The organism is Helicobacter sp. CLO-3 (genome assembly GCF_001854545.1).
Classification (GTDB): Bacteria; Campylobacterota; Campylobacteria; order Campylobacterales; family Helicobacteraceae; genus Helicobacter_B.
Genome location: NZ_MLQN01000019.1, coordinates 12,980 through 39,483, shown reverse-complemented (window position 1 = coordinate 39,483; position 26,504 = coordinate 12,980). Strand labels below are relative to the sequence as shown.

Annotated in this window: 21 protein-coding genes, 1 tRNA gene and 2 pseudogenes; 8 read left to right on the top strand and 16 right to left on the bottom strand. The window is 45.9% G+C overall.

What is annotated here, in order from left to right:
• Window positions 1-57 precede the first annotated feature (57 nt).
• On the bottom strand, window positions 58-1,125 hold the full coding sequence (locus BKN38_RS06205) for an aldo/keto reductase (protein ID WP_233712860.1): 1,068 nt from the start codon (window positions 1,123-1,125) through the stop codon (window positions 58-60).
• Window positions 1,126-1,275: 150 nt separating this feature from the next.
• Here BKN38_RS06205 and BKN38_RS06200 point away from each other — a divergent pair, with 150 nt between their 5' ends.
• Both BKN38_RS06200 and BKN38_RS12300 read left to right on the top strand, forming a co-directional pair.
• Window positions 1,276-1,779 (top strand): PAS domain-containing protein, encoded by a 504-nt coding sequence (locus BKN38_RS06200; protein WP_066455776.1) that lies wholly within the window; start codon window positions 1,276-1,278, stop codon window positions 1,777-1,779.
• Window positions 1,780-2,481: 702 nt separating this feature from the next.
• Window positions 2,482-3,162, top strand: a pseudogene (locus tag BKN38_RS12300) (methyl-accepting chemotaxis protein); the annotation flags it as partial.
• A 114-nt stretch (window positions 3,163-3,276) separates the two neighbouring features.
• Here the strand turns inward: BKN38_RS12300 and BKN38_RS10655 are convergent.
• The 14 genes from BKN38_RS10655 to hisF all read right to left on the bottom strand — a co-directional run bounded on the left by BKN38_RS10655 (window position 3,277) and on the right by hisF (window position 19,786).
• The gene (locus BKN38_RS10655; protein ID WP_143000224.1) at window positions 3,277-3,459 is read right to left on the bottom strand and encodes a hypothetical protein; all 183 of its coding nucleotides are present in this window, start codon (window positions 3,457-3,459) and stop codon (window positions 3,277-3,279) included.
• Window positions 3,460-3,503: 44 nt separating this feature from the next.
• Window positions 3,504-5,087, bottom strand: coding sequence for a hypothetical protein (locus BKN38_RS06190; protein WP_066455770.1), 1,584 nt, complete (start codon window positions 5,085-5,087; stop codon window positions 3,504-3,506).
• On the bottom strand, window positions 5,048-6,175 hold the full coding sequence (locus BKN38_RS06185) for a hypothetical protein (protein WP_066455767.1): 1,128 nt from the start codon (window positions 6,173-6,175) through the stop codon (window positions 5,048-5,050). Before BKN38_RS06185 ends, BKN38_RS06190 begins: the two co-directional genes overlap by 40 nt.
• Before the next feature lie 108 nt (window positions 6,176-6,283).
• Window positions 6,284-7,351, bottom strand: a complete 1,068-nt coding sequence (locus tag BKN38_RS06180) for a hypothetical protein (protein ID WP_066455764.1) — start codon at window positions 7,349-7,351, stop codon at window positions 6,284-6,286.
• A 113-nt stretch (window positions 7,352-7,464) separates the two neighbouring features.
• Window positions 7,465-10,293, bottom strand: coding sequence for a hypothetical protein (locus BKN38_RS06175; protein WP_066455761.1), 2,829 nt, complete (start codon window positions 10,291-10,293; stop codon window positions 7,465-7,467).
• Between the two features lie 33 nt (window positions 10,294-10,326).
• Window positions 10,327-11,133 (bottom strand): rod shape-determining protein MreC, encoded by an 807-nt coding sequence (mreC, locus tag BKN38_RS06170; RefSeq protein WP_066455758.1) that lies wholly within the window; start codon window positions 11,131-11,133, stop codon window positions 10,327-10,329.
• A 14-nt stretch (window positions 11,134-11,147) separates the two neighbouring features.
• Entirely contained in the window at window positions 11,148-12,188 is a 1,041-nt protein-coding gene (locus BKN38_RS06165) for a rod shape-determining protein (RefSeq protein ID WP_066455755.1), read from the bottom strand.
• A 2-nt stretch (window positions 12,189-12,190) separates the two neighbouring features.
• Entirely contained in the window at window positions 12,191-13,474 is a 1,284-nt protein-coding gene (gene clpX, locus BKN38_RS06160) for an ATP-dependent protease ATP-binding subunit ClpX (RefSeq protein ID WP_066455752.1), read from the bottom strand.
• Complete coding sequence (gene lpxA / locus BKN38_RS06155) at window positions 13,471-14,262, bottom strand: acyl-ACP--UDP-N-acetylglucosamine O-acyltransferase (protein WP_066455749.1); 792 nt, start codon at window positions 14,260-14,262, stop codon at window positions 13,471-13,473. The genes clpX and lpxA overlap by 4 nt, the downstream gene beginning before the upstream one ends.
• A gap of 2 nt (window positions 14,263-14,264) precedes the next feature.
• Window positions 14,265-14,780, bottom strand: coding sequence for a 3-hydroxyacyl-ACP dehydratase FabZ (fabZ, locus tag BKN38_RS06150; RefSeq protein WP_066455746.1), 516 nt, complete (start codon window positions 14,778-14,780; stop codon window positions 14,265-14,267).
• Window positions 14,781-15,403: 623 nt separating this feature from the next.
• Window positions 15,404-16,690 (bottom strand): epoxyqueuosine reductase QueH, encoded by a 1,287-nt coding sequence (locus BKN38_RS06145; protein ID WP_066458534.1) that lies wholly within the window; start codon window positions 16,688-16,690, stop codon window positions 15,404-15,406.
• A gap of 502 nt (window positions 16,691-17,192) precedes the next feature.
• Window positions 17,193-18,284, bottom strand: a complete 1,092-nt coding sequence (gene rlmN, locus BKN38_RS06140; protein WP_066458535.1) for a 23S rRNA (adenine(2503)-C(2))-methyltransferase RlmN — start codon at window positions 18,282-18,284, stop codon at window positions 17,193-17,195.
• Window positions 18,265-18,927, bottom strand: a complete 663-nt coding sequence (locus BKN38_RS06135) for a purine-nucleoside phosphorylase (protein ID WP_324737548.1) — start codon at window positions 18,925-18,927, stop codon at window positions 18,265-18,267. Before BKN38_RS06135 ends, rlmN begins: the two co-directional genes overlap by 20 nt.
• A 31-nt stretch (window positions 18,928-18,958) precedes the next feature.
• Window positions 18,959-19,786, bottom strand: coding sequence for an imidazole glycerol phosphate synthase subunit HisF (gene hisF / locus BKN38_RS06130; RefSeq protein ID WP_066458536.1), 828 nt, complete (start codon window positions 19,784-19,786; stop codon window positions 18,959-18,961).
• Window positions 19,787-20,062: 276 nt separating this feature from the next.
• Between hisF and BKN38_RS11925 the strand changes: the two are divergent.
• The 5 genes and pseudogenes from BKN38_RS11925 to BKN38_RS06105 form a co-directional block, all read left to right on the top strand.
• Window positions 20,063-20,776, top strand: a pseudogene (locus BKN38_RS11925) (rRNA adenine dimethyltransferase family protein); the annotation flags it as partial.
• A 488-nt stretch (window positions 20,777-21,264) separates the two neighbouring features.
• A complete protein-coding gene (locus BKN38_RS06120) occupies window positions 21,265-23,631 on the top strand; it encodes an RNase J family beta-CASP ribonuclease (protein ID WP_082942576.1) in 2,367 nt (788 codons plus the stop codon).
• Between the two features lie 263 nt (window positions 23,632-23,894).
• A complete protein-coding gene (locus BKN38_RS06115) occupies window positions 23,895-24,911 on the top strand; it encodes a KpsF/GutQ family sugar-phosphate isomerase (protein WP_066456285.1) in 1,017 nt (338 codons plus the stop codon).
• The gene (locus BKN38_RS06110; RefSeq protein ID WP_066456283.1) at window positions 24,904-25,143 is read left to right on the top strand and encodes a DUF2443 family protein; all 240 of its coding nucleotides are present in this window, start codon (window positions 24,904-24,906) and stop codon (window positions 25,141-25,143) included. The genes BKN38_RS06115 and BKN38_RS06110 overlap by 8 nt, the downstream gene beginning before the upstream one ends.
• Before the next feature lie 260 nt (window positions 25,144-25,403).
• Window positions 25,404-25,724, top strand: a complete 321-nt coding sequence (locus BKN38_RS06105) for a YnfA family protein (protein WP_216634159.1) — start codon at window positions 25,404-25,406, stop codon at window positions 25,722-25,724.
• A gap of 115 nt (window positions 25,725-25,839) precedes the next feature.
• Here the strand turns inward: BKN38_RS06105 and BKN38_RS06100 are convergent.
• Window positions 25,840-25,915: transfer RNA gene (locus BKN38_RS06100), tRNA-Phe, on the bottom strand.
• Between the two features lie 382 nt (window positions 25,916-26,297).
• Between BKN38_RS06100 and BKN38_RS11115 the strand changes: the two genes are divergently transcribed.
• The gene (locus tag BKN38_RS11115) at window positions 26,298-26,495 is read left to right on the top strand and encodes a hypothetical protein (protein WP_176754198.1); all 198 of its coding nucleotides are present in this window, start codon (window positions 26,298-26,300) and stop codon (window positions 26,493-26,495) included.
• Window positions 26,496-26,504 lie beyond the last annotated feature (9 nt).

Genomic DNA, 26,504 nt, shown 5'->3' with positions numbered 1-26,504 from the left:
TTGCCTTGGATTTCTTAGATTTTGATGCATGCACTATCGCACAAAATTTTTATCTACTCACCACCAGCCGACAGAACTTTTGCCGGTGTCTAGTTTGGCAATTTGTGCGAGGTCGGATTCATCAAGCACAAAATCAAAGATATTTAGATTCTCTTTCAGCCGCTCTATTTTAGAGGTTTTTGGTATCGCCACCACACCGCGCTGTGTAAGCCAGCGCAAAGCCACTTGCGCGACACTTTTATTATGCTTTTTGGCGATTTTCATCAGAATTTCATTTGTGAAAAACCCCTTGCGCCCAGAATCAAAAGGACTCCACGACTGCAGCGCGCACCCACCATTTTCACGCATAAACTTTTGATACGCGCTGTGCTGCAAGAAAATATGCGTCTCCATTTGATTGACCGCAGGCATTATCTTGCAGGTTTTGATAAAGTCCAAATACGCCTTTTCTCGAAAATTTGAGATGCCAAGCGCTTTTAGCTTGCCTTGCGCGTAAAATTCCTCCATCGCCCTATACATCGCATCTCTTGATGAAAAATCGCGATGCAACAAAAGCAAGTCAAAATACTCCAGCTTCATCTCCGCCAAAGTCCTATCGATATGGCGCTTCGTCTCTTCATAACTCATATCGCTTGAAAGTTTTGTCATGATAAAAAGCTTTTCACGCGCCACGCCACTTTCACGCAAACCCTGCGCCACCTCGCGCTCGTTGTTATACATTTGCGCGGTGTCAAAGAGGCGATAGCCAAGCTTTGCCGCTTCTTTGACTACGCTGACACCTTGCGCGCCGGTGAGTGCGTAAGTCCCAAGTCCGATGAGTGGCATTTGCACGCCATTATTTAGCGTGATGGATTCTTGCTTTGCGCTAGATTCTGAAGTGCTGGTGGAATCCGCTTTACTAGAATCTAGTTTGCTAGAATCTATTTTGCCAGATTTGCCAGAATCCGCTTTGCCAGAATCTGTTTTAGTAGAATCCGCGCCTTTTGCGCCCAAGCTCGACAATGCCCCGCCAAATCCCAGCACCGCGCAAGCACCCACGCCGGCTTTGATAAAGTTTCTGCGATTATTGGGGTTATTAGAGTTATCGGGATTGCCGAAATTGTCGCGATTATTTGCCTTTTCCATTGTTAAGCTCCTTCAAAATTTTAGATTCTGCGAATTATACGAAACAATGCTTAACATAAATCAAAAAACTTGTATTTTTACCCAAATAACTTATACAACCGCCACGCGCTTTTTCCTATACTTCCGCAAACTAAAGCCAAAGGACACAAAATGAGCGAAAAAATGGTAAAGGGATTTTTGGTATCCAAAACCGACACAAAGGGCAAAATCACCTATTGCAATGACGCGTTTGTGGAGATTTCTGGATTCTGCGAGAACGAACTTATAGGCAAGCCGCATTCTATCGTGCGCCATCCGGATATGCCGCGCGCGGTGTTTGCGTATCTGTGGGAGCATATCACCAAAGGGCGCGAAGTAAATGTCTATGTCAAAAATCTCGCCAAAAATGGTGATTTTTACTGGGTGTTTGTCAATGTCACGCCTTCATTTGATGCGCGCGGGCAAATCATCGGATACTACTCGGTGCGTAGAGAGCCTAGCAGGGAGGGCGTGCAAAAGATAGGCGAGCTTTATGCAAAAATGTGTCAAGCAGAATCTAGCGGCGGGATAAAGGCGGGCGCGCAAGTGTTTGGCGAATTTTTCGAGAATCTTGGCGCGTGCTATGAGGACTTTGTCATGCATTTGCAAGTGGGCGAGAAGCTGGCAGACAAATAAATAGGTGGGCGAATAAATAAGCAATAACATAGCGAGCAAAAATAAATAAAAGGAGCAAAAATGATAATAGCTGTATGGATTTTAGGCGTTGTGTGTTTGGTGCTTTTGGCAGTGATGCTAGAGCAAGGCTATAGGATAAAAATCGCGCGCAATCATATGAAAAAGATTTTGGCGGTCGTCGATGAGATGAATGCGGGGAATTTCGAGCCGCGGATCACGGAGCGCTGCAATCTGGATGTTGGCAAAATTTCGCATGGGATAAATCAGATGCTAGATCAGCTAGAGACTTTTATGCGCGAAACTACAGCGGCGACTAGTAGTGCTAGTAGCACTAGATTCCGCCCATTTCTCACTAGCGGATTGCTGCCAAATCTAGGCAATGTCGGCGCGCAGATAAATAAAAGCGTGCATGCGATACAAACCGCGCTCGCCCTAAGCAAACACCAAAATCTCACCACCACGCTAAGCCAAATAAATGAGAATCTCAAGCAGCAGCGCTTCATGCAAAAAAGCTTCACCACCTCAAACACGCGCCTAGAAAATATGCTAAGCGTCGTAGAATCCACCGCGCAAAAAAGCGAGGCAAACTACAGCAAAATAGCAAGCACGCTAGAAGCGCTCGAGCAAATATCCCAGCTCATCTCCACAAACTCCTCTTACGCTGATGCCATAGCCAAGCGCAGCGAAGAGATGCGCTCTATCGTAAGCGCGATAGATGACATCGCCGAGCAGACAAACCTACTCGCGCTAAACGCCGCTATCGAAGCTGCGCGGGCGGGCGAGCATGGGCGCGGATTTGCTGTCGTGGCGGATGAGGTGCGAAAGCTAGCAGAAAAAACACAAACCGCCACGAAAGAAATCCAAACACAAATCAATGTATTTCAGCAAGATACCAACTCTGTGTATGACAACTCGCAGTCGATGAATGCGCAAATGGAGGCGTTTAACCAAATGATGGGCGATTTCAAAGAGGTGCTGCAAGAGACAATGGAGGGCTCAAACGCTGTAAGCAAGGATGCGAAATCTGTCATCTCTGGCTTGTCTGGGAATCTATTGATGCTTGATTATCTGATTTTCAAAGCAAATGCGTATGATAGGGTGCTAAATGGTAGCGATAGCGAGGGCATCCAAGATGAGCTGGCGGGGCTTTTTGGATGCTGGCTAGAAAATCGCGGGCAAAAACTCTACGCCAATAATGACGCGCTGGCAAATATCATAAGGACGCACCAAATAGTCATAGAATCCGCAAAAGTTGGCGTGCAAAAAGCCTATGACAAAGCGGATGAGGGCGCTGTGGTGCAGGATTTTAAAGCGATGGAAGCGGCTTCAAATGAGCTTTTTGCAAATATTGAGCGTTTGTCTAGCCTCTGGCGCGATAAATAGCCGGGAAATCATGATAGATGTTTGGAGGGGTGGATTTGGGTTTTTGAGTTTAGATTGTAGGTTTTTTGGGCTTTTTGGTTTTGGATTCTTGGTTTTTCATTCTGGATTCTGGGTTTAGATTCTGCTTTTTGGATTTTGCCTTTTAGATTCTAGATTTGCCAAAAGTGCCAAACTCAAACAAAGCGCGCAAGATATGCGCCAAAAGCTAGAATCTATATCCACACACCCGCGCCCGCCTTTTTGCCTTCTCGCCCTCGCACGCGCGCAAAAAGCCACACCACAAAATGCAAGCGCCAAAAGCCAGAATCCACCTAGCTTAAATCTTATTTAGCTTATTTAGCTCATCTATCAAGCAGCTTGCGCCCATCCAAATATATCACACTATCCTCGCTAAAAATATAGATATTTCTATGATATATCGCCAAAATCTCTTGGGTGAAGTCTGATTGCTTGGGCTTTTTTAGCAGGGCGCGGATGTCTTTTTCGCCACCAAAAGGACGCTTTGTATAAAGCAAAGTCGTGTCGCCTAGTGGCTGGGATTTGAGCTGTGATTTGCTGGCTAGCTTTTCTAGCGCTTTTGGTTCGTTTAGGAAAATGAAATGCGCCTCCGCTTCTGGCTCTACATAATCTCTCCCGCGATTGTAGCGCACTCTTCTATCGCTGCCATAAGGCGCTTGTGGCGTTTGGCGCGCTTTTGCCTTGCTAGCATTTGGCGTGGTGCTGTCTTTTGGTATCTGCTCTAGCAGTGATATATCATCCATTTTATAGCTTTTTGCTAGCTCTATGCCTTCTTTTAGGCTTTTTACTTTGGTAATCTGCCCTATTAGTGTCTGCGTTTGCGCTTGCCCGCTATTTTCTGCGCCGCTTTTATAAAGCGCAAAGCTAGTAGAATCTATCGGCTTAGATTCTAGCTCGCTAATGGCTTTTAGCACCGCTTTTGCCAGCGCATAATCTGGCGCATTTTTGCTATCATAGTCCCTGCAAGAGATGATATCATCCGCGCGCACGAAGCCAAAAGGCATGCACTTAATCCCATCTTTATCGCTCGCAAAGCCATAGCAAATTTGGATAAAATCTTTGGATGCGAACTCCTTGTTTTTGAGGGTGTTTTGCGCTGCGGATTCTGCAGGCCTTGTTAGCAGTATGCTATTTGCTGCGTCTATTTTGCTGATATAGAGTGTGTAGAGCATGTTTTTGGCTTTGTCAGAATCGCCTTGCGCAGAATCTATAGAGCCTGTAGAATCTGCAGAATCTTTGGCGATGTCGTTTTTATCAATCTCTTCTTTATCAATAGAATAAATCTCCAAAAACCCTTTACGCACTAGATTCTCGCTCATACATGAGCGCTCGTATAGTTTTTTGTGCGTTTGGGTATCGGTGCTTTGTGGTATAAATCCTGCATTATTTGGTGCTGCATTATTTGGTGCCAATCCCCTGATTTGCGCTGCTGCGTTAGTAGATTTTGACCCTTTGCTACTTAGAGAGACTAGCTTTACCTCAGGCTCCAGCGCCACATGCTCGCCCAAGCTATAATCTAGCGTGATATTTAGCGTCGCTGGGATCTTTAGCATGCCTCTGCTGCGCGCGATAGTCGCAAGGTTGGCACGATCCTCCGCGCTTAGATAATAATCTATCTCTTGACTTATGGGAAGCAGCGGCAAAACGCTAGAATCTGCTAGATAGATCCTCTCATCATCTAAGTTGAACTCTACTTTTATGCTATCTAGATTCTCTAGCGCATGGCTTATGTATGCGCGCTGTTTTATTCCAGAGTATTGATTGTCAAAAAGCGTGAGGTTAGCTTTTGCAAGATTTGCTGGCGTATCTGATAAAGCAAGCGTAGCGCCTTCTACTTTTGGTAAGTTTTTGGAGCTATTTTGCTTATTTATCGTGGATTGTAATTCATTTTCTGCAAAATATCCCAAAAATACACCGACTCATCGCGCACCACTATCGCTTGGTAGAATCTGCCTTTTTTGGATTCTGCCTTATTTTTAGATTCCGCTTGGGATTCTGTTTGCTTGGATTCTGCTCGAGGCCTTGATTTGGATTCTGCTTTGTTTGGCGAAGCGCTATTTTTTTCACCCTCCACATACCCTACCAAAAATATACGATCGCCCAAATAGCTTTCAAACAACACCTCTGGGATTGCCAGCAGCGCCATATTCGCAGTCGTAGCATCTGGCACTATCTTTTTGCCACTCGCTATATCATCGCGCGCTCTTTTAGATTCTGCTGTGCGCGGCAGTATCGCGCTAGAGCTCGCATGCACGCCTTGCAGGATGATTTCAGATTCTAGCAAAGGCTCTTTATAAAGCTTCAGCGCGCTATCACTATGCGCCAGCACCACCTCTTGAAATCCCAGCACATCATCAGGTATATCAGAAGTCGTCCAGCCCCACTGCACGATACCATTCCGCTCATTGCGCCCAAAGCCATAGCGCTTGCTTATTTCTTTGTATTGGCGCGCGCTGGATTTTGCGGGGCTAGATTTGCCTAGACTAGATTCTGCTGGTGACGATTCATCCGGTGACAATTTATCTAGTGATGATTCTTGCGCGCTTATTTTTAGTCGCATGATGTTAACATGCAAAGCGGGGTTTATGACTATATTGGTGCTTTTTGGGGTGATGCAGCGCACTATACCGCTATCATCTGCGATTTTTTGGCTAGAGTCCCCGCAAAGCGAAGATTTGTCGTTTCTGCCACTTCTGTCAAAATGGCTAAATGCAAATACTTGATTTGGCATGATGTAGTTTGGCGGTGGCGTGTTGCCAGACCTTGCGCCGCGATCTGCGAGGAAAAATACCTTATCGCTAGCGATAATCGCGCGCCCATAGACAAAATCTGAAGCGCTAGCCGCACTTGCAAACAGCAAGGCACTTAGCCAAGCAAAGCGCATAAAACGCATAAAGCGCACAAAATATGCGCCTAGCTGGTGTTTTACATATTTTACCACTGCTGGTATTTGTGCTGTTTGTGCTGTTTGTGCTGTTTGTGCTGTTTTTGTCATTTTGGCTACCTTTTTCTAAATGCACTAGATAAAGCCAAAGCGCGATAAACGCGCCCTACCTTAGCATTTCATGCTTTTGCCCTGCACTTGCCGCCCATTCATCCGCGCCTACTCATCCACCGCTTTGAAATGCGCTCGCTTCTCCTCATCCATATATTTGAAATCTATATCAAAAGGCAGCGTGAAAAATACCGGCGCATCGGAGTAGTTTGGATCGATTTTTGTCAGAGGGTTGCCTTTATTTAGCTTTTTTATCACAGATTTTTTGACAAATCCATTGAGCGGCACCCTCCCCTGCTCCACAAGAGAATCCATATACTCATACGCATCCTCTGCGGTTTTTTGTTTGGTGATGCCCTGCATCTGCGGGAAAACTATCACTTGATAAAACTTGCCATCACTGCTAAGCGCCACAGGAAACACGATATCGTCGCTTGATAGCTTATGCAGCGTATCAGAATCCACTTTTGGCAGGGCGTAAAGCGCGGCGTCTTTTTTAAATTTTGGCGCATAGGGCAGCAGACAGCCGACACCTTTGGCAGAAAAACACAGGCTTTTATCATCCATATCCAATATCATACTATCCGACATCCCCCAATACAGCCAAAGCCAAAAAGGCATGCTATCATCATAGCTGCCATCCGCCCACTGCATATTGACCACATATTCAGGCTTGGGAAGAAGCTGGCGCGTCAAAAAGCTGGTGTTATAAGGCTGCATTATAGGGAAATGCCATGCAGGAAAGTGCGCAAAAGTGTCATTGTCATGCTCTGCATAAGGCAGGTTTGACTTCAGCCATACAAACTGCATGTGTAAGCCCACTTCCTCTAGATCGGTGGTGTATCGCTGTGGTGTTTTGGGAGCTTGCTGGGTGATGCTTGCGCTTATGGGTTGTATGGTGCTATTTGCACTTGTGGTGTTTGTGGTGCTTGTGATGATGTTTGCAGCGTTTGTGGTGTTTGTGGCTTGTGGGCGCTGGCCTAATTCTGTGGATTCTAGTGCGCTTGTGGCGAGGAAGCATATCGCGATGCTAAGCGCGCAAGATGTTAATATGCGCGATATTTGCGACATTAATATGTGCTTTGTGAAACATTTTACGCTTTTTACGCCTTTTGCACTTTTTGCGTTTTTTGTGCCTTTTGTGCTGGGGCGGATTTTTGGATATTTGGTTATCATGTTTGCTCCTTTTTGCTTCTTTGGTTTGGCTGGATTTTGCGCTAGCTTTAAGCTGTCAAATTACCAGAATCTAGATTCTGGGTGCTTTGCATGGTTTTGCATAGTTTGGAATCTCAAACGCCAAATCTATGCAAAAAGTCTAGAAAATATCGCTCGCCAAGGCGCGATTTTATCTCGCCACTCATGCGATGCAGCGCGCTTTGGATCTGCAATAAGTGCTTTGTGTTGATATTGACATCCATATCGACGCCACTATTTCCCCCAAAATCTTGCGTGATGGCCAATGCTTTAGCCACATACTCCGCTTCATCAAACGCGCTTAGATTCTTAAAAAACTCTATCGCCACACTTTTGTAGCTAGCAAAATCCTCAAATAATCTATTTGCGCCAACTCCAGCGCGCTCAACCCCAGCGCACTCGGCACCACCCTCGCCCAAAATCTCGCCAAGCGCATGAGAATCCGCGCAGATCTCCTCTATCACGCCGCGCGTGGATTCTAGCTGATTTGCCACTTGCGCTAGCAGGCTAGATTCTGGAGTGCGATAGTAGCGCAGCGCCAGCCCACGCGATTTCGCCACATACTCGATGCGACTCTCGCCCTGCTCCATAGGAAAACTATCCGCCCAAAAGTCAATAATATGCCCATACACCCCGCTATCTACATAACCAGCGAAGAAAAACCTGCCGGAGAGCTCTGGCGCGATAGCATCTATTTTGCGGCGGATTTCTTGCTCATTGCCAAGCCCGCATGCAAGATATATCCAATCCTCGCGCTTTTCTAGAATCTCACAAATCGCGCGCAGATAAGGAGCAGAATCTATTTTGGTAAGCCGCCCTATCACGCCCATGATTTTTTTATCCAGCGGATATTTGGCGCGCTCGGATTCTATGAGCGCAGGCGGAAGTGTGGGTGTGTAAAACTCATCATCCATTTTCACCGGAATCCCATAAAAGCTAAAGCCCTCGTGGATAATCTCGCGCTGATTATCGCAAATATGCGTCATACGCGCATCAATCCCACAAATATCATACACAAAATTGCCATGCGTGTAAAACACCTGCACGCGCGCGCTCCTGCTAGCCAGCAGAAAATCACTGATCCCATAGCCATTATTTGGGCTGATAAGCACTTGCACGCCATCTTTTTGGATGATTTCGCGGAGTGCCAAGGCTTTTTGCAAATGCGAGTTGTAGAATCCTGCTTTGTTAAATCCTAGTCCGATGTCTATGGTTTCTATGTTTAGGCTAGCGATTTTAGCGAGGGGGATAGGGTTATTTTCTGATTTTTCTATGAGGCTCATGCAGTAGATTTTGATCTCATAACGCTTGGCAAATTCCTCATGTGAAAGGAGGTTTTTGAAAAGGCTGTATTCGATTTTGAAAGGGGAGTTTTCTACTATGCGATCGCGCAAAAATCCTATGACGATGCGCTTTTGCTTTTGTTTGGTGGGCTGTTGGGGTTGCTTGGGTTGCTGGCTAGCGGTGGATTCTAAACTAGATTCTAGTCCAGAATCTAGTTTTGGCAGAAATTTATCACTAAATGCCTTATATAGCGGCGTGGTTTTTCTAGAAACTTCATCATTAAACGCGCGCCATTGCTCTTGCGTGCTAAAGCTATTGCCACACATATGATAGATGAAAAACTGCATATACAGCACCTCATCAAGCGCGGATAGTAGTGCAAAATCTGGCGCGCCAGATTCTACGACACCAAGAGATTCCGCGCGCGCTATCATTCTGTATAGCTCGCTTTTCCATAGATCATAGAGGCAAAGCCACTCGCGATTGTTAAACAAATGCGGGATATTCCAAAAAATATGCAGCTGCCAATTGCAAATATTGCGCCGCATGATAGGACTACTCGCGCGCGCAAACGCACCATGAAGTGCTGGCTTTAGCAAAGAAAAGCCGAGTTTGAAAACCTCAAACGCTTCCATGATAAATTTGATGCATTGACTCGCTGGCAGGCTATCTATGCTAGTCAAAAGCATGTTCGTAGTAAAAAACATGAGGCTATCTAGCGGGTTGGTATCTAGCGCGTCGCGTGGCGCGGATGTCGTGTGTGAAGTGGCGCGCGTAGAGCAGGGCGCGGATGGTGCGGACAATATGGATGGTGTGGATTCTGATATGCTAGAATCTAATGCGCTGGCGCTTGTGTTTTGCAGGCTAGATTCTAGTGAGCTAGATTCTAGCGCGCTGTTTGGTGCAGGATTTGCAGAATCTATAGATTCTGGCAAGTCAGATTTTGGCGAGCTAGATTCTGCTATTTTGTCTTTGATTGTCGCGCTTGTTTCACATGGTGCGCTTTTTTGCATGCTAGCAAAAATGCTTCTGCTTTGATGCATCGGCGCGTATAGCACTCTGGCGATAGCACCAAGCTCGGTTAGCATCACCCATTCTTCTGGGCTTGTCATAGTTGCTTGACTTGCAACGCTGGCGTCGCTAGAATCCCGCGCTAGCATTTTATCTGCAAGGCGGATAAATGGCAAAAATCGCTCATCCAGCTCCAAATCCGCCGGCGCGATAAATGCCAAATACAAAAACGCAGAATCCAAAATATCGCCACTATCAAGAATCCCAAAAAGTTTGTCTCGAAAAATGCTAAAAATTTGTATAAAGATATCGTGGTACTGGGATATCTCTCTCAAAAAACTTGCTTGATAGAATATGCTTTGTGGCTTGTTATGAGTATCGCTAGAATCTATATTTTTAGATTCTGCACCAGATGCTGCATTGCGAGAATCTGTGCTGGCATTTTTAGATTCTGCACCACCTTCCACGCCCCCGCCGATAGCCTTGCCCGCTTTACTCGCCTTGCCCGCATTTTCTCTAGCCAAAACTTCGCGCGATTCTGCCACGATAGCACCGATGATGCCAAGCAGCACCGCGCGCAATTCTTGCTTGCTTTTAGCAGAATGCAGCATCTCAAGATATTTTTGCATGATGCGCCTATTTTGTTTTAGGCATTTGTGCTATCAAAACGCCTCTTTTGCGCTAGTTTGCACCGGGACATTGGTGTCTATTAGCCACATATATCCAAGCCCGGTTTGCTGCGCGTATGGCTTCACTTCCGCAGAAATATAGCCAAAATCATAATTCACGCTCACCACCTCGCCCACCGCTATGCCCTCGATAAATATCCCATCTAGCCCGCTGGTGAAAACCTGATCGCCTATGTTTATCTTTTTCCATGAGGGGATGAAATCCGCGGTGATATTATCGCTCGTAAGCGCGCTAGCATGCACGATAGCGGGCACTTTTTCATCACCCACATACACGCTATAGCTGCTTTTTTTGTCGCCATTTAGCAGCCCCATCAGCCGCCCATCCTCCATGATAGCAATGCCTAGCACCTTATTATCCTGCACCACGCCAAAGATTCTATCCTCTGGATAATCTTTCACATCAAAGTTTAGCCACACGCGACTATAATCGCCCATATTCACATAAGAATACGCTCTGGAGGGCAAGAATCTAGCATCATTATAAAACGCCTGCTGTGTGTCAAACACCACGAGATTATCAAGCTCATTTTGCGCGTGTTTTAGCTCTAGCTCTAGTCTTTCATAGTCTTTTAGCTTTTGTTCGTATTCTTCTATGGATTGTGCTTGAGAGATGTATTTGCGATAAGAAAGCGATATGGAATCTTTAGAATCTAGGACAAAAATCTTTATCCCATCGCCCACTGCTGCGATATGTCTTTGCAAAAACTTGCTAGAATCTACAGCGATAAAAACAATCGCTAGCAAAACAACGGCGATTGTCAAAGATTGGTAGCGCATGGGCGTCCCGCCGGCTATTCATAGCGACTGGTATTATGCAGGATGTCTAGCTCTTCGATAGCTTTGCCCGTGCCTTTGGCGACTGCTAGCAGCGGCTCATCGCCGATAAATACCGGTAGCTTAATCGCATCAGAGAGATACCTATCAAGCCCGCGTATAAGCGCGCCCCCGCCAGTAAGCGTGAGTCCATTTTCCACCAAATCGCCCGCAAGATCCGCCGGCACCGCTTCGATGACGCTTTTTACCGCGCCGCTTATCTCGCGCAACTGATCTTTGATAGCCTCGCGTATATCCTCGCTCGTAAGCTCTATGGTGTTTAGCAGTCCGCTTACTTGATCGCGCCCTTTTATCTGCATAGATAGCGGCTGCTCTAGCGGCGCTGCTGCGCCGATTTGGATTTTTATCTCTTCGCCCGCGCGCTCGCCGATGAGGAGGTTGTAATGTTTGCGCACATGATTTACGATAGCCATGTCTAGCTTATCGCCTGCTACGCGGATGGATTTGGATATCACGAGTCCGCCAAGAGAAATGACGCCGATCTCTGTCGTGCCACCGCCAATATCTACGATGAGGCTTCCTTGTGGCTCTTTGATAGGAAGCCCTGCGCCTATCGCTGCTGCCATGGGCTCTTCTATGAGATAGACTTCTCTAGCACCCGCACTCATAGCAGATTCTTTCACCGCTTTGCGCTCCACGCCAGTAAGCCCATAAGGCACGCACACCATGATGCGCGGGCGGATGAGCGATTTGCGGTTATGCGCTTTTTCGATGAAGTAGCGTATCATCTTCTCTGTCACATCAAAATCCGCGATGACGCCATCTTTCATCGGGCGTATGGCTTGGATTCCGCTTGGGGTTTTGCCTACCATTTCTTTGGCTTCATGCCCCACTGCTAGGATCTCGCCATCCCTATCGAAGCGATCCACGCGCACCGCCACGATTGAGGGCTCATTGATGATGATGCCCTGCCCTTTTAGCAACACTATCGTATTTGCTGTGCCTAAATCTATCGCAATATCATGCGAAAACATTCCAATAAGTTTGTTTAACAACACTTCTACGCTCCTTGAACTTTAGATATTTTTTTGCGCTTTAGCACGAGAGGTTTGGATTTGTGCTCGATGCAATCTTTGGTAATCACCACCTTGCAATTACGCATGGAGGGCAAATCAAACATAATATCCGTGGTAAATTCCTCGATGATCGCTCGCAGCCCGCGCGCCCCTGTTTTCCTAGCGATTGCAAGCTCTGCGATTTTCTCCACCGCGCCCTCCTCAAACTCAAGCTCCACATCATCGAGCTCAAAAAGCTTTTGATACTGCTTGATTAGCGAGTTTTTGGGCTTTGTCAGAATCTCTATCATCGCTTCTTTGGTGATAGGCTTTAGCGTGGCGATGATATGCAGCCGCCCGATAAGCTCTGGTATCAGCCCATAGCTCACCAAATCATCAGGCTCCACAAGCTCTAGCACATCCTCGCGCTCATCTTTTGTTTTTTGCGTCTGTCCAAAGCCTAGCGTATTGCTCCCCATGCGCCGCTTGATGATGTCACTAAGCCCATCAAACGCACCACCGCAGATAAATAAAATATTGGTCGTGTCTATTTGGATAAATTCTTGGTTTGGATGCTTTCTGCCGCCTTTTGGTGGGATATTTACCACGCTTCCCTCGATTATCTTTAGCAATGCCTGCTGCACGCCCTCCCCGCTCACATCGCGCGTGATAGAGCGGTTTTCGGAAAGGCGCGAGATTTTGTCAATCTCATCGATAAACACTATCCCCATTTGCGCCTTTTTCTCATCATTCCCCGCTGCTTGATAGAGGCGCGTTAGGATATTTTCCACATCTTCGCCGACATAGCCCGCTTCTGTGAGACTTGTCGCATCAGAAATTGCGATAGGCACATCCAAAAATCGCGCCAAAGTCTGCGCCATAAGCGTTTTGCCGCTGCCTGTGGGGCCTATCAGCAAAATGTTTGATTTGGAAATCTCGACATCATCGCTATTATTCGCGCTTGCCATATTGCTAGCGATTCTTTTGTAGTGGTTATAAACCGCGACAGAAAAGACTTTTTTCGCGCTATCCTGCCCTATCACATAATCATCCAACCTTGCTTTCATCTCTTTTGGTGTGGGGATGTTTTGCAAGGAGAATCTATCGCCATCCAAGCGCTCTTTGGAAGTGCTAGGCATAGAATCCATATCGATGCCTGATTGCGCGATGCTTTTGTATAGCCCGCCTATGCATGATATGCAGATATTGCTACCATTGCGCCCGCCAGCGCCTTGTATGACTTGGTTTGCTTCGCGCTCTTGTCCGCAAAAATCGCAAACTCGCTTCATTCTTTCCCCTTGCGTATTGGAATGCCGCGCTCGGATTCTACGACAAAGCGACAGATATTGGTGATAGATTCTAGCTCTGGGGCAGAATCTAGCTTTTCTTGAGCGAGTGCGCGCATAGAAGTCGCGGCAAAAAGCTCTTTGTAAAGGTGGCTTATCGCATCTATCTCTGTGCTTTCAAATAGCTTTCGCATGCGGTGTTTGTTTAGCCCGCGAATCACAGCGCGATTGCCCTCTGCCATGCAATAAGGCGGTATGTCTTGCGACAAAGCAGAAGCGCCCGCTATCATCGCGCCATCGCCTATACGCACAAACTGATGCACCGGCGTCATCCCGCCGATATTTACATAATCGCCCAACGCGATATGCCCGCCTAGCGTGGCGTTGTTGGCAAGGATGCAGTGATTTCCCACGACGCAATCATGCGCGATATGCACGAATGCCATGAAAAGATTGTCATTACCGATGATTGTTTTGCCGATGCCACCTTCCGTGCCGGGGTTAAACATACAATGCTCGCGGATAGAGTTGCGATCGCCGATGATGAGCTCTACTTTTTCGCCGGCATATTTTAGGTCTTGTGGTATCGTGCCTAGCACGGCGTAGGGGAATATGGTGTTATCCCTGCCGATAGTGGTGTCGCCTAGTATCGTCACGCCATTATAGAGTTTGGTGCCGCTGGCGATTTTTACCCCTTCGCCGATGACGCAAAAATCCCCGATTTCCACGCCCTCATCGATTTGCGCGCCTTTGGCGATGATGGCTGTTTTTGCGATTTTGCTCTGACTCATTGCTAGCCTCGTGCGCTGTTGCTGGCGTTGTCAGCGTTGTCATTATCGGCGACCATCGCTTTTAGCTCCGCTTCGCACACCATTTTGCCATCCACAAATGCTTTGGCATCAAGCGCCCACACCGCGCCTTTGTTTTTGATGACTTCTAGGCGGTATTCGAGCCTATCGCCGGGCACCACTGGCACGCGGAATTTTACCTTGTCTATCGTCATAAAATACACGATTTTGTTCTCCGCAGCAGCCAAATCATCGCCCCACATACTCATAAACGCCAGCACGCCGCCCGCTTGCGCCATGCCCTCAATAATCATCACGCCCGGATATATGGGCTTGTTGGGAAAATGCCCTAGGAAGATTTCTTCATTTATCGTCACATTTTTGTAGCCCTCGATAAACGCATTTGGCTGAAACTTCGTGATGCGATCGACAAGAAGCAAGGGGTAGCGATGCGGAAGGATTTTTTTAATCTGATTTACATCTAGTGTTATGTCTGTCTCTGTCGCTTTTGTGTCCGTCATGGAGTGCCTTTCAACTCGAGAATGCCTTTTTAAATCAAGAAAAAGTGCGCCATTATACATTAATATTTTCTAATTTTTGCTTTATTATGTTTTATTATTGTGATTATTGAGTTTTGGGGTGGGGTTTTGGAGCAAAATTTTGGCTTCAAGTTTTGGAGCTAAAGTTTTGGGGTGGGGTTTTTGGGGTGGGGTTTGATTTGCTGGGTTTGGTTGGCCGGATTTGATTGAATGGGTTTGGTTAGCTGGGTTTAATTTGAGAGGTTGGCAAATTTAGATTCTGCGTTTTTTGATTTTTTGCGTGGGCTTATGGTGTTTATATTTTGCGCTTTTGTTTTGTTGTGGTTTTTGCGCGTTTTGACTCAAAATATTTGATTGACTTTTATATGCTTTTCTAGAATCTTATCCCTAAAAATAGGTGAAATATATTTAAAAAGTGGATTCTAGATAAAGCGGTTTTGCATAGATTCTGCTATCAAAACGCGCTAGAATCTTGTGCTAGATTTTGAGCTAGAATCCATTTGCAAACTTGCGCGCCAGAATCCAAAAGCTAAAATCTAGAATCTAAACGCCAAAACTAGAATCCAAACTCCACAATCTAAACACCAGAATCTAAGCGCGCAAATCTAGCGCGCTGCTTCGGTGATGCAAAATACCTTCTCTTCTTGAAAAAGCGATTTTATCTCCACCTTTAGATTCTGCTCGGTTGGCTTATCTATGATGATGATAGGATTTGTCGTCTCGCTGCCACAAATACAAGCGCGGATATCTAGCTCCACTTCATAGCGTGGCGGATGATACAGCATATCTAGCGCTCTTTTATAGGCACTGCAAGCAAGCTTGTTGAAATCTTTCATACAAATAAACAGCGCATCATCCTTTTTGCCAAAGCCTAGATGTATATGCAAAGCATCAGAATCTGATTTTTCTACTTTTTCTGATTTTTCCACTTTTTTGGATTCTAGTCCAGAATCTAGCGCATTTGTATCTCTAAAACCTTGCAAATGTGCGGGAGAATGTGCGGACGAATATGTGGGCGAATTTGTTGGCAAATATGCTGGCGGATTTAGCAGATTTGCTCGTGCATTGTTTGGTATTTTTACGCTAGTTTTTATCCAGACGATAGCGCCGACCCTAGCACTCCTGCTATCAGAATGCGCCAAAATATAGCTAGGTATCACAGCATCATTATAAGAGATTTTACCCCATAGCAGACGATATATCCGCATTTTTCTCTGCGTCAGTATATAGTCCCTGCCATTTCGCTCCAAATGATTGCGCTTATCAAATGTCTCTTGTCGCTCCTCGATGCTCCCGGGCAGTGCGCGCCGCCCTATCTCGCTTATGGATTCTAGGCTAAATCGCTCTTGCTTCTCGCGCTGCTTGGTAAGCGCGTATTTACACCCGCAATAATTTTGGCGATAGAGATTATCCTTTTTGGCTAGCTCATTTTGACGCTGCACGCCGCCATTACTGCGGACATTTATCTTGATAAAATCCAGTCCATGCATCTGCGCTATTTGATCGCCTTGCTGATAAAGCACCTCTTGCTCTTTCATGGGGCTTGAGAGCAGAGTCGTGGTAAATCTCTGCTCGCCAAGCTCTAGCGCGATTTTTGCGCTTTCTTCTAGGCGGATATCAAAGCATCGCACGCATCTATCGCCCTTCTCCGGCTCATTTTCCAATCCGCGCACGCCTTCACACCAGCTCGTATCATCGTATTTGCCTTCAATCAAGCTAATGCCTAGCATCTCACAGCTTCTACGCACATCACTAAGCCGCAGGTCATGCTCGCTTTTTGGATGTATGTTTGGATTGTAGAAAAATCCGGTAAATTTCTCACCCGGAAACTCCTTCTGCAATTCGCTCAAAAAATAATGACTATCCACAGAACAGCAAATATGCACTAGCATTTTTAACCTCTTTTGTCGTTTTTATCATTGATGAAAAATACATACGCGCTGACACCACCTATCAAAACTGCCAGCAAAAACACCAGCAAAAATATTTCCAATGGCTCCATTTTCTCTCCTTTTGTGATTTGGTTTGTGGTTTGTTTATGGTTTTGTTTGTGACTTTGTTTGGCTTTTGGATTCTAGCTTTTGTGCGCTTGATGGCAGAATCTAGATTCTACCATTTGGCATAAATCCGCTGGTATAAATCCTGCGCTAGATTCTGGCTTCATATTTACTGTCACAAAATCCAAACACCAGAATCCGATACCAAATCAAGCGCAGAATCTAGCATAAAATCTGACACAAATCTAATCATAGTTTCATGTGAAACATTACATCAGAATATCGCACCAAAATCCAAATGCACCACAAATATTTTTTAGCCGCCTTAAACACATCTAACCAAACTTAGACATTTTCAGCCACCGCAAATATTTCAAGCGCATCGCCCAAAGCATTCTCATACTCCAACTTTTTCTTTGGCGAGCTTTTTCTCCCGCAGCTGTCCGCACGCCGCTGAAATATCCAAACCTTTGGATTCTCTAATAGTAGCAAGCAAGCCCTTAGATATCAAATAATCCGCAAAATCTTTGACCTTTTTCTCATCCGGGCGACCAAACTTCGAGCCAGTATGCGGGTTAAACAAAATCAGATTCACCTTCGCCTTGATGCCATTTAGTAGCTTTAGCAGTTTTTTTGCGCTCGCTAGATCATCGTTTAGATCCTTTATCACTAGGTATTCAAACATCACCCTTTTGCGCGCATCGATGGGAAACCGCCGCACCGCATCGATGATGCTCTGTATATTATACTCCTTGTTTATAGGCATAAGTTTCGAGCGTAGCGCATCATCCACCGCGTGCAGAGAGATAGCCAGCTGCACGCCTAGATTCTCCTCACCCAGCCTATCGATATGCGGACTCACGCCGCTAGTAGAGATCGTCTGCCGCTTGGGCGATATGGATAAGCCATTCAAGTCAGCGATGATTTGTATCGCGTGCGTCAGATTCTCAAAATTATTCAGCGGCTCGCCCATACCCATATACACTATATTTACTCGTTTTTCTGGTGCGAGGTTGTTGCGCCTTTTTAGCTCGAGCACCTGCTCGACTATCTCGCCGGATTCTAGATCGCGGACAAACCCGCCCTTCGCTGTCGAGCAAAAAGCACAGCCCACCTTGCAGCCGATTTGACTAGAGATGCAGAAGGTGTATTTTTCACTCTCGATGATTTTGCCCTCACTATCGAGCTTTTTATCGCGCATTTTTAGAAACACACTTTCAAATGTATGTCCATCTCGCGTTTGGAAAAGATATTTTTTGCTGCCATCTTTGCTTTCTTCTAGCGTGGCTAGAGTCAGATTCTGCGCGCTAAACTCCTGCGCCAACATCTCGCGCAAATCTTTTGGCAGATTTTGCATAGCGGTGAAATCTTTCTCATAGCGCACATAAGCCCAGTGATAAATCTGCTTGGCTCGATACTTCGGAATCTTGCGCGCGGCAAGGATGGATTCTAGCTCGGCGACGCTGTAGCTATAGATATTTTTTGCCATCGATATACTCTTCTAGCTTGGCTTTTGCTTTGGCATGGTTTAGCAGAAAATCGCGATGTGCGTTTTCATTGCAATAATTAGTGATACAAAACACGCCCAAAGTCGGGATGTTAAATTCTTGCGCCACACGCAAAACGGCAAAAAATTCCATATTTTCTAGCAGGATTCCAGCGCTCGTCATTTTGTTGGAAATATTGGGATTGGTCGTGATGTAGTTGGAGGAATTTACCAGCACTTCAGAAATGCTCTCCAATGTTTCCCGTGAAACAGCTTGATTTTCTATCGCGATGCAATTCTCCAGCGGCGTATAACACTCGCCAGACAAAAACCCGCTCTCTATCTGCGTAGCCTGCTTACTCGCGCACAAAGAAAGCAGCGGCAAATCATAAGAATACGCACCCGCCGTGCCGATGAAAGTCAGCTTCTCGATAGACTCTCGCAAACACAATCGCGTAAGCCCGATGCTAGCTTCCACCAGCCCCACGCCTATGGGTGTCGCGTATTTGATAAATTCATTTCGTCCCGCACAAATCAGCATATCAAGCCCTTTTAGATTCTGGTATTTTAGTATTTTGCCGCGCTTTGGATTCTGACATTTTGGATTCTCGCACCTTAAAATTTTGACATCTTTGGATTTTCTCATTCCAAAATTTTTTCATTTTTGGATTCTCGCGCTAGATTCTCACAGGGATGCCACGAGAATCTAGATAGCGTTTCAAATCCGCTATCGTGATTTCATTATTATGAAAAATGCTAGCCGCAAGCGCAGCATCCGCCACATCCATCTCAAAAACCTCCGCAATGTGCTCCATTTTCCCTGCACCACCAGAAGCGATGATAGGCAGACTCACAGATTCTCGCAACTGCGTCAGCGCATCGATATCATAGCCATTTTTCGTGCCATCAGTATCCATGCTCGTAAGCAGAAACTCGCCCGCGCCTTTATCCTCGCAGATCTTCGCCCATTCGCACATCTCTATACCTGTGTTTTCCCTGCCACCTTTTATATAGACTTCTTTTTTGGTGTGATGGATTTTTGTAGAGTTGGCTTGCGCGCCTCCATTTCGCCCACCTTGCAAAGCCCCCTCCCAATTTTCACTCCTCACATCGATAGCTATCACCACGCACTGCGAGCCAAATCGTTTCGCCGCCTGCTCGATGAGCTCTGGATTTTTTATCGCGGTGCTATTGAGGCTGATTTTATCCGCGCCCGCATCAAGCAGCAGATACATATCATCAAGCGTGCGTATGCCCCCGCCGATAGTCAGCGGTATATACACCTCTTTGGCGATATTTCGGATGAGATCAGCGATGATCTGCCGATGCTCAAAAGTCGCCGTGATGTCTAGGATCACGAGCTCATCCGCGCCCGCATCATTATAGAGCTTTGCTAGCTCTAGCGGATCGCCCACATCTTGCAAACCGACAAAATTCACCCCCTTGACGACCTTGCCATTTTTGATATCAAGGCATGGGATGATGCGCTTTGCTAGATGATTCATTGATGCCGCTCCTTTGCTGTCGCTCTATGATTTGCCGCTAGATTTTATAGATTCTTACCAAGTGCGGATTCTCGCGTAAATTTTGGCATAGATTTTCGCGCAGATTCTCTCGCGGATTCTCGCTGGGCTTTAAAATTATGAAATCATACTTATTATTTACAAATAATTAATGAAAAACTCGATACAATACGCGATATTTATTTGGCAAGCTTAAATTATTTGCCATATTCAGATATCAAAATCTTAAAATAGATTTACAAAACAAAGGTTGTATTTTTGCAAGCCAAAAAGAAATTCGGGCAGAATTTTTTAAAAGATCCTTTGTATCTGGATAAAATCCTCCAAGTGAGCTCCGAGCTGCTGCAGCATCGCAAGCTAGTAGAAATCGGCGTTGGTTTGGGTGATTTGTCAGAGCGGCTATTGCAGATCTCAAGCCTTACCACCTATGAGATTGATGCCGATCTGTGTTCTTTTGTGTTGCGGCGGTTTTCATCGCGTATTTTTCCGCACACTTTTAGCCTCGTGCAAAAAGATGTCCTATCTATCCCGCTAAACGCGCTAAATGCAAGCGCTGGCGCAGAATCCAAAAATATGGATTCTAAAAGCCTAGAATCTAAAGTGGAATCTAAACATTCGGATTCTGGCGCGCCAAACAAAGCGGAGCGAGAATCTCAAAGCATGCAAGAAGTGTATGCATGGCTGGCGGATGAACCCTATATCCTCGTGTCAAATCTGCCATATTACATAGCCACGCGCATCGTGATAAATCTGCTAAAAGATCCGCTATGCGAGGGCTTTGTGGTGATGACGCAAAAAGAGGTCGCGCTGAAGTTTTGCGCGGATGAGGGGCAGAGCGAGTTTTGCGCGCTTAGCGTGCTGGCACAAAGTGTGGGCGAGACGAGGCTGCTTTTTGAAGTGCCAAAAGAGGCGTTTGAGCCGATGCCAAAGGTGACTTCTGCGGTATTTTCTCATAAAAAATACGCTTCAAAAGCGCCGTGCGATTGTGCGATGCAAAGCATGCGAGTTAGCCAAGCTAGCATAAATAGCGCGCAAGATTTTACGCAAAAAGGCGAGATAAACGCGACTAGCCAAATGGAGCAAAAAAGCCAAAAAAGCAAGGCTGGCAAAAATAGCGAAACTAGCGAAAAAGGCGAAGTGGAGCGACAAAGCGGAGCGGAGCTAATAAGCAAAGCGAAGCTGGCAAGGCAAGGCAAAAAAGCAAGTGAGGTTAGCGAGGCGAGCAAAACTAGCAAAACGCGCGAAACAAACGCTTGGCAGATTTCAAATAGCTTTGAAAATATGCTAAAAGCGGCATTTTCCGCACCACGCAAAAAACTGCTAAACAATCTTGCAAGCCGCTATGACAAAGCGACGCTAGAATCCATTTTTGCGCGGCTAGATATCGCGCCAAATACGCGCCCGCATGAGCTTAGCACACAAAAGTATCACCAAATACACAACCAAATAAAGGAAAGAAAATGAACGAAAACACACCAAACAACACAGCAGAAAACCAAGGCGCGCCAGAGAAAAAGCGATTTTTTGGCAATCGATTTGGCGGAAGCAGAGATAATCAAGGTAGAGATAATGGAGGCAGAGATAATCGAGGCAGAGACAATCAAGAAGCCAACCGAGAATCTAGAGATTTTGGCAAAGATGCAAATAGAGATTCTAGCAAGGATTCTAGGCGCGATTTTGGCAGAGACAATCGAGAGGGCAATCGAGAATCTAATAAAGAAGGCAACCGAGAATCTAACAGGGAATTTGGCGGCGGGTATCAGCAAAATCCGCAAAACTCACAGCACGCGCAACGCAACCACAACCAGCGAAATGGCTACAAAAACGCGAACAACACGCACAACGCGCATTCACCAAACACCCGCGCACCACAGCAAAACCACGCGCCACAAAATATGACGCAGAATCCAAGCGCCCAAAATCCAAATATGCAAAATCCAAACGTACCACAAAACGCGCAAGATTCTGGCGCGCCAAAACAGCGCCGCATGTTTCCTAGACAAGGATTTAGCGCGCCTACATACGACACGCCAGAAGGTGCGCGCGAAGTGCAAGGGATCAATGAGCGCGGCAATCTCGCATTTCACAAAGATTTGAAACGGGGCGTAGAGACCAACACCAGAATCCAAAAAAACAGCCTAAACCCGCACAACAAGCTAAACCTAGACACCAAAGCAAAAGTGAAAATCACGCCACTTGGCGGGCTTGGCGAGATCGGCGGAAATATGATGGTGATGGAGACGGAAAACTCCGCGATTATCATTGATGTGGGGATGAGCTTCCCGGAAGAAAATATGCATGGCGTGGATATTTTGATCCCTGATTTTCAATACCTTGAAAGCATCAAAGACAAAGTCGCTGGCATCGTCATCACGCACGCGCATGAAGACCACATCGGCGCTGTGCCCTATCTTTTCAAAAAGTTTCAATTCCCCCTTTATGGCACGCCGCTCGCACTTGGCATGATAGGCAATAAATTTGATGAGCACGGGCTCAAAAAATTCCGCTCATGCTTTCGCGTGGTGCAAAAGCGCCAGCCTATCAAAATCGGCGAGTTTGAAATAGAGTGGATACATATCACACACTCTATCATAGATTCTAGCGCGCTTGCGATACAAACAGAAGCGGGGCTTATCATCCACACCGGCGATTTCAAAATCGACCACACGCCTATCGACAACCTTCCTACAGATTTGCACCGCTTGGCGCATTATGGCGAGCAGGGCGTGATGCTATTGCTAAGCGATTCTACCAACTCGCATAAAAGTGGCTGCACGCAAAGCGAAGCCGTCGTAGGACCTACTTTTGACTCTCTATTTAAAAACGCCACCGGGCGCGTGATAATGAGCACCTTTAGCTCAAATATCCACCGCGTGTATCAGGCTATCAGCTATGGGCTAAAATATGGGCGCAAAGTCGCAGTGATAGGGCGCTCTATGGAAAAAAACCTCGACATCGCGCGAGAACTTGGCTATATCGAGCTTCCGAGCAATATTTTCATCGAAGCGCATGAGATAGAAAAATACCCAGATCATGAAGTGCTGATAGTCACCACCGGCTCACAAGGCGAGACGATGAGCGCGCTTTATCGCATGGCGACAGATGAGCATCGACATGTCAAAATCAAATCCACTGACCTAGTCATCCTCTCTGCCAAAGCGATCCCGGGCAATGAAGGCTCTGTCTCTGCGGTGCTAAATTTCCTCATGAAAGCGGGCGCTAGCGTGGCATATCAGGATTTCAGCGAGATACATGTAAGCGGGCATGCCGCGCAAGAAGAGCAAAAGCTGATGCTACGCCTCACCAAGCCCAAATTTTTCCTCCCAGTGCATGGCGAGTATAACCATGTCTCAAAGCACAAAGACACCGCGGTAAAATGTGGCGTGCCGGAGAAAAATATATTGCTTATGGAAGATGGCGATCAAATCGAGGTAAATCCAAGCTTCATGCGAAAATGCGGCAATGTCAAAAGCGGCAAGGTTTTCATCGATAATCAAGTGAATAAACAAATCGATAATGCCACCGTGCAAGACCGCCAAGATCTCGCAGAATGTGGGCTTGTGAGTATCGTGGCGTTTATCAACAAAGCCGAGCAAAAAATCCGCTCGCTAGAAGTGGAAATGATAGGCGTGGTGAGTAGCGAAGAGGTAAAAGAAGTCAAAGATGAGATAATAGGCACGCTAGAAATGGCGGTGCGATCAGCGCGCAAAGAGCTTTTCAACGACAAAAAGCAAATCGAAGCAGAAGTGCGAAACATCGTGCGAAAGCTCATATTTAAGCGCATGAAAAAATATCCGGCGATTTTGACGCATATTTTTACGGCGTAGATTTTGTGGCTTAAGGGCGCGCAATTGTGGCTTAAAAGGCGTATTTGGCGCGATTCGGTGCGTGTATTTGGGTGCGCTTTTTTTGGCGTGGCTTGATTTGGGCGCTTTGATTTAAACAACAGGCGCGATTTAGATTCTGGCGCTAGAATCTAGAAGTAAAATCCAAACCAGAATCTAAAAGCAAAATCAAAGCGCGCTAATCCCAGCTAGATTCTAAGCGCCCAGCCACAGTCAGAATCCAAACCCAGAATCTAAGGAAAAAAATGCAAAAAGACATTTTCAAAAACCTCTCATTAGATTTTGCCAAAATAGCCGCCGAGACGCTAGAAAAAGAGGCGCAAGAATTGCTAGATTCTGCCAAAAAAATGACACAAATAAACTGGCAAGAAATCATCAAAGCCATACTAGAATCTAGCAGCAACGGCGGCAAGCTCATCGTGTGTGGCGTAGGCAAAAGCGGGCATATCGGCAAAAAAATAGCCGCCACGCTCGCAAGCACGGGCACGCCTAGCTTTTTCCTCCACCCCACAGAAGCGCTGCATGGCGATCTTGGCATGGTGGGCGCGCGCGATATTATGCTAGTGATTAGCTACAGCGGCGAAAGTGCCGAAGTGCTAGAAATCATGCCACATCTCAAACGCCTAAGCCGCGCGATAATCACGATGAGCAAATCAAGCGCATCGCCACTTAGCCAAATGGGCGATTATTTCTTGCCGATAGCTATCGGCAAAGAAGCCTGCCCGATAAACGCCGCGCCCATGAGCTCGACAACGCTAACGCTTGCTATGGGCGATGCGCTGGCGGCGTGCCTTATGAAAGCGCGCGAGTTTGACAAAATGGATTTTGGCAGTTTTCATCCCGGAGGTAGCCTTGGCAAAAGGCTTTTCATCAAAGTTTCTGACATAATGCAAAAAGAGAATCTCCCCATAATCGATGAAAGAACGCCGCTAAAAAGCGCGATAATCACGATGAGTGAAAAACGACTAGGAAGCGCGCTCATCACCAAAAATGACAAGCTTGTGGCGATTCTAAGCGATGGGGATTTGCGCCGCGCGATGATGAGAGAGGATTTTGATTTAAACGCGCCAGCGATTGAGTTTGCCACGCGCGCACCAAAGGTATGGCGCGATGAAAGTAAGCTTGCCAGCCAAGCGCTGGATTTCATCGAAGAAAACAAAATCCAACTGCTAATAGTCGTGGATAATGATGATAAAATACTGGGCGTGCTGCACCTACATACGCTCATACACATCGGCATAAAAGGAGATAAAAATGTTTGAAAGGATAAATGAAATCATCGCCAAAATCGAGGAAATCCGCGATGAAATCCAGATTCTGCTAGGCATGGGGAAAATCGATTTTGTGGATTATATCATGATAAAGCGCGGGTCTATGGATATGCCAGAAGAGCTGCAAATGTCGGTGCTAGAGCAGCTAAATGAGCAAGTAGATAGGCTAAAAGAGCAGATAGATAGGCTCAATAAAATCAAACGCGAGATGTTGGTGTTTTAGTTTATTTTGATGATTTTTAGTGATTTGATATTTTTATTTTGTGCGCTTTGTGATTTAGATTCTGGTTTTAGATAAGGTTTAAAATAGGGCAGGGCGGTTAAAATATATTAGCAAGATAAAGTGGCAGAATCTAAAATATTTAAAATCGCTTTAGATTCTGATTAGATTCTGGAGTCTTGGCTAATTTATTTTTATTTTTTATATGATTTATTTTTATTTTGTGCGCGATTTTTATAAAATCCACAAGGAATTTCATGCTTATGCTAAAATCTTTTGCGATTTTTCTGCTTGCGGCGGTTTGTGAAGTGGGCGGAGGGTATCTTGTGTGGCTGTGGCTTAGAGAGGGCAAAAGTGCGTGGATTGGCGTTTGTGGGGGTGCGTTGCTAGTGCTTTATGGTGTCGTGGCGACTTGGCAGGTGGAGGGATTTGCGCGCGTGTATGCGGCGTATGGCGGGATATTTATCGCTGTTTCTATCGCGTGGGCTATGGCGCTAGATGGATTCAAACCAGATATTTGGGATATCATCGGCGGGTGTTTGGCGCTGGCTGGTGCGTGGGTGATAATGTTTGCACCGCGATAATAAAAATGGATTCTAGTAAAAGCAGAATCTAAACGCGCTAAATAAAATAAAAAATAGAAAAAGTGAAAATAAATCAAAAAGAAGTGCAAAAAAGCTAAAAGCAAGGATTTAAAAATGGTGGCTCGAGGCAGAATCGAACTGCCGACACGCAGATTTTCAGTCTGCTGCTCTACCGACTGAGCTATCGAGCCAAAAGATACGATAAACACATACGATGCAGGATAAAAGCAAGTATCGCAGAATTTAAATCAAACTCGGATTTTGCCTTAATTTGTTTAAATGTTTGCTTAAAAATAACAAAAAGCTAGAAAATTTGATGCGTATGAAATAAATACAATGCCATAAGCGCGATGATACATTAGCAACGCGTGAAACGCATCAGCGACAAATGCGAAAAGTGCGAAAAAATGATAGTAGAATCTAAAACGCAAAATCACGCTAGATTCTAGCAAACAGCACGCTATTTATCGTGCTAGAGAGATTTCAAAAGCCAATGCCTAGAATCTAAAATGATTTTTAGCAAGGTTTTGGCAAAATGCGAGATTTTAATATTTTGCGAGGGTTTGAAGATGAATGAGTTTTTACAAAAAGCGCAGCAGCGAAGGGAGCAAAGAGAATCTAGTCGCGCCAAAAGAGCGCAAGAAGGGCAAAAGTTTGGCAAAAGGCTTGATGGCTATACGCAGGATTTGGAGAAAAATCTCAAAAATATTTTGGATGAAAATGATGCGACAAATGCCACAAATGAGGAAAAAAGCTTCGCAGAAGCACTAAAGGCAAGAA

Coding starts and splice junctions, on each gene's coding strand:
- BKN38_RS06205 (WP_233712860.1), bottom strand. CDS start 1,125: ATGGAAAAGGCAAATAATCGCGACAATTTCGGCAATCCCGATAACTCT.
- BKN38_RS06200 (WP_066455776.1), top strand. CDS start 1,276: ATGAGCGAAAAAATGGTAAAGGGATTTTTGGTATCCAAAACCGACACA.
- BKN38_RS06185 (WP_066455767.1), bottom strand. CDS start 6,175: ATGACAAAAACAGCACAAACAGCACAAACAGCACAAACAGCACAAATA.
- BKN38_RS06180 (WP_066455764.1), bottom strand. CDS start 7,351: ATGATAACCAAATATCCAAAAATCCGCCCCAGCACAAAAGGCACAAAA.
- BKN38_RS06175 (WP_066455761.1), bottom strand. CDS start 10,293: ATGCAAAAATATCTTGAGATGCTGCATTCTGCTAAAAGCAAGCAAGAA.
- mreC (WP_066455758.1), bottom strand. CDS start 11,133: ATGCGCTACCAATCTTTGACAATCGCCGTTGTTTTGCTAGCGATTGTT.
- clpX (WP_066455752.1), bottom strand. CDS start 13,474: ATGAAGCGAGTTTGCGATTTTTGCGGACAAGAGCGCGAAGCAAACCAA.
- lpxA (WP_066455749.1), bottom strand. CDS start 14,262: ATGAGTCAGAGCAAAATCGCAAAAACAGCCATCATCGCCAAAGGCGCG.
- fabZ (WP_066455746.1), bottom strand. CDS start 14,780: ATGACGGACACAAAAGCGACAGAGACAGACATAACACTAGATGTAAAT.
- BKN38_RS06145 (WP_066458534.1), bottom strand. CDS start 16,690: ATGCTAGTGCATATTTGCTGTTCTGTGGATAGTCATTATTTTTTGAGC.
- rlmN (WP_066458535.1), bottom strand. CDS start 18,284: ATGGCAAAAAATATCTATAGCTACAGCGTCGCCGAGCTAGAATCCATC.
- BKN38_RS06135 (WP_324737548.1), bottom strand. CDS start 18,927: ATGAGAAAATCCAAAGATGTCAAAATTTTAAGGTGCGAGAATCCAAAA.
- hisF (WP_066458536.1), bottom strand. CDS start 19,786: ATGAATCATCTAGCAAAGCGCATCATCCCATGCCTTGATATCAAAAAT.
- BKN38_RS06120 (WP_082942576.1), top strand. CDS start 21,265: ATGAACGAAAACACACCAAACAACACAGCAGAAAACCAAGGCGCGCCA.
- BKN38_RS06115 (WP_066456285.1), top strand. CDS start 23,895: ATGCAAAAAGACATTTTCAAAAACCTCTCATTAGATTTTGCCAAAATA.
- BKN38_RS06110 (WP_066456283.1), top strand. CDS start 24,904: ATGTTTGAAAGGATAAATGAAATCATCGCCAAAATCGAGGAAATCCGC.
- BKN38_RS06105 (WP_216634159.1), top strand. CDS start 25,404: ATGCTAAAATCTTTTGCGATTTTTCTGCTTGCGGCGGTTTGTGAAGTG.
- BKN38_RS11115 (WP_176754198.1), top strand. CDS start 26,298: ATGAGTTTTTACAAAAAGCGCAGCAGCGAAGGGAGCAAAGAGAATCTA.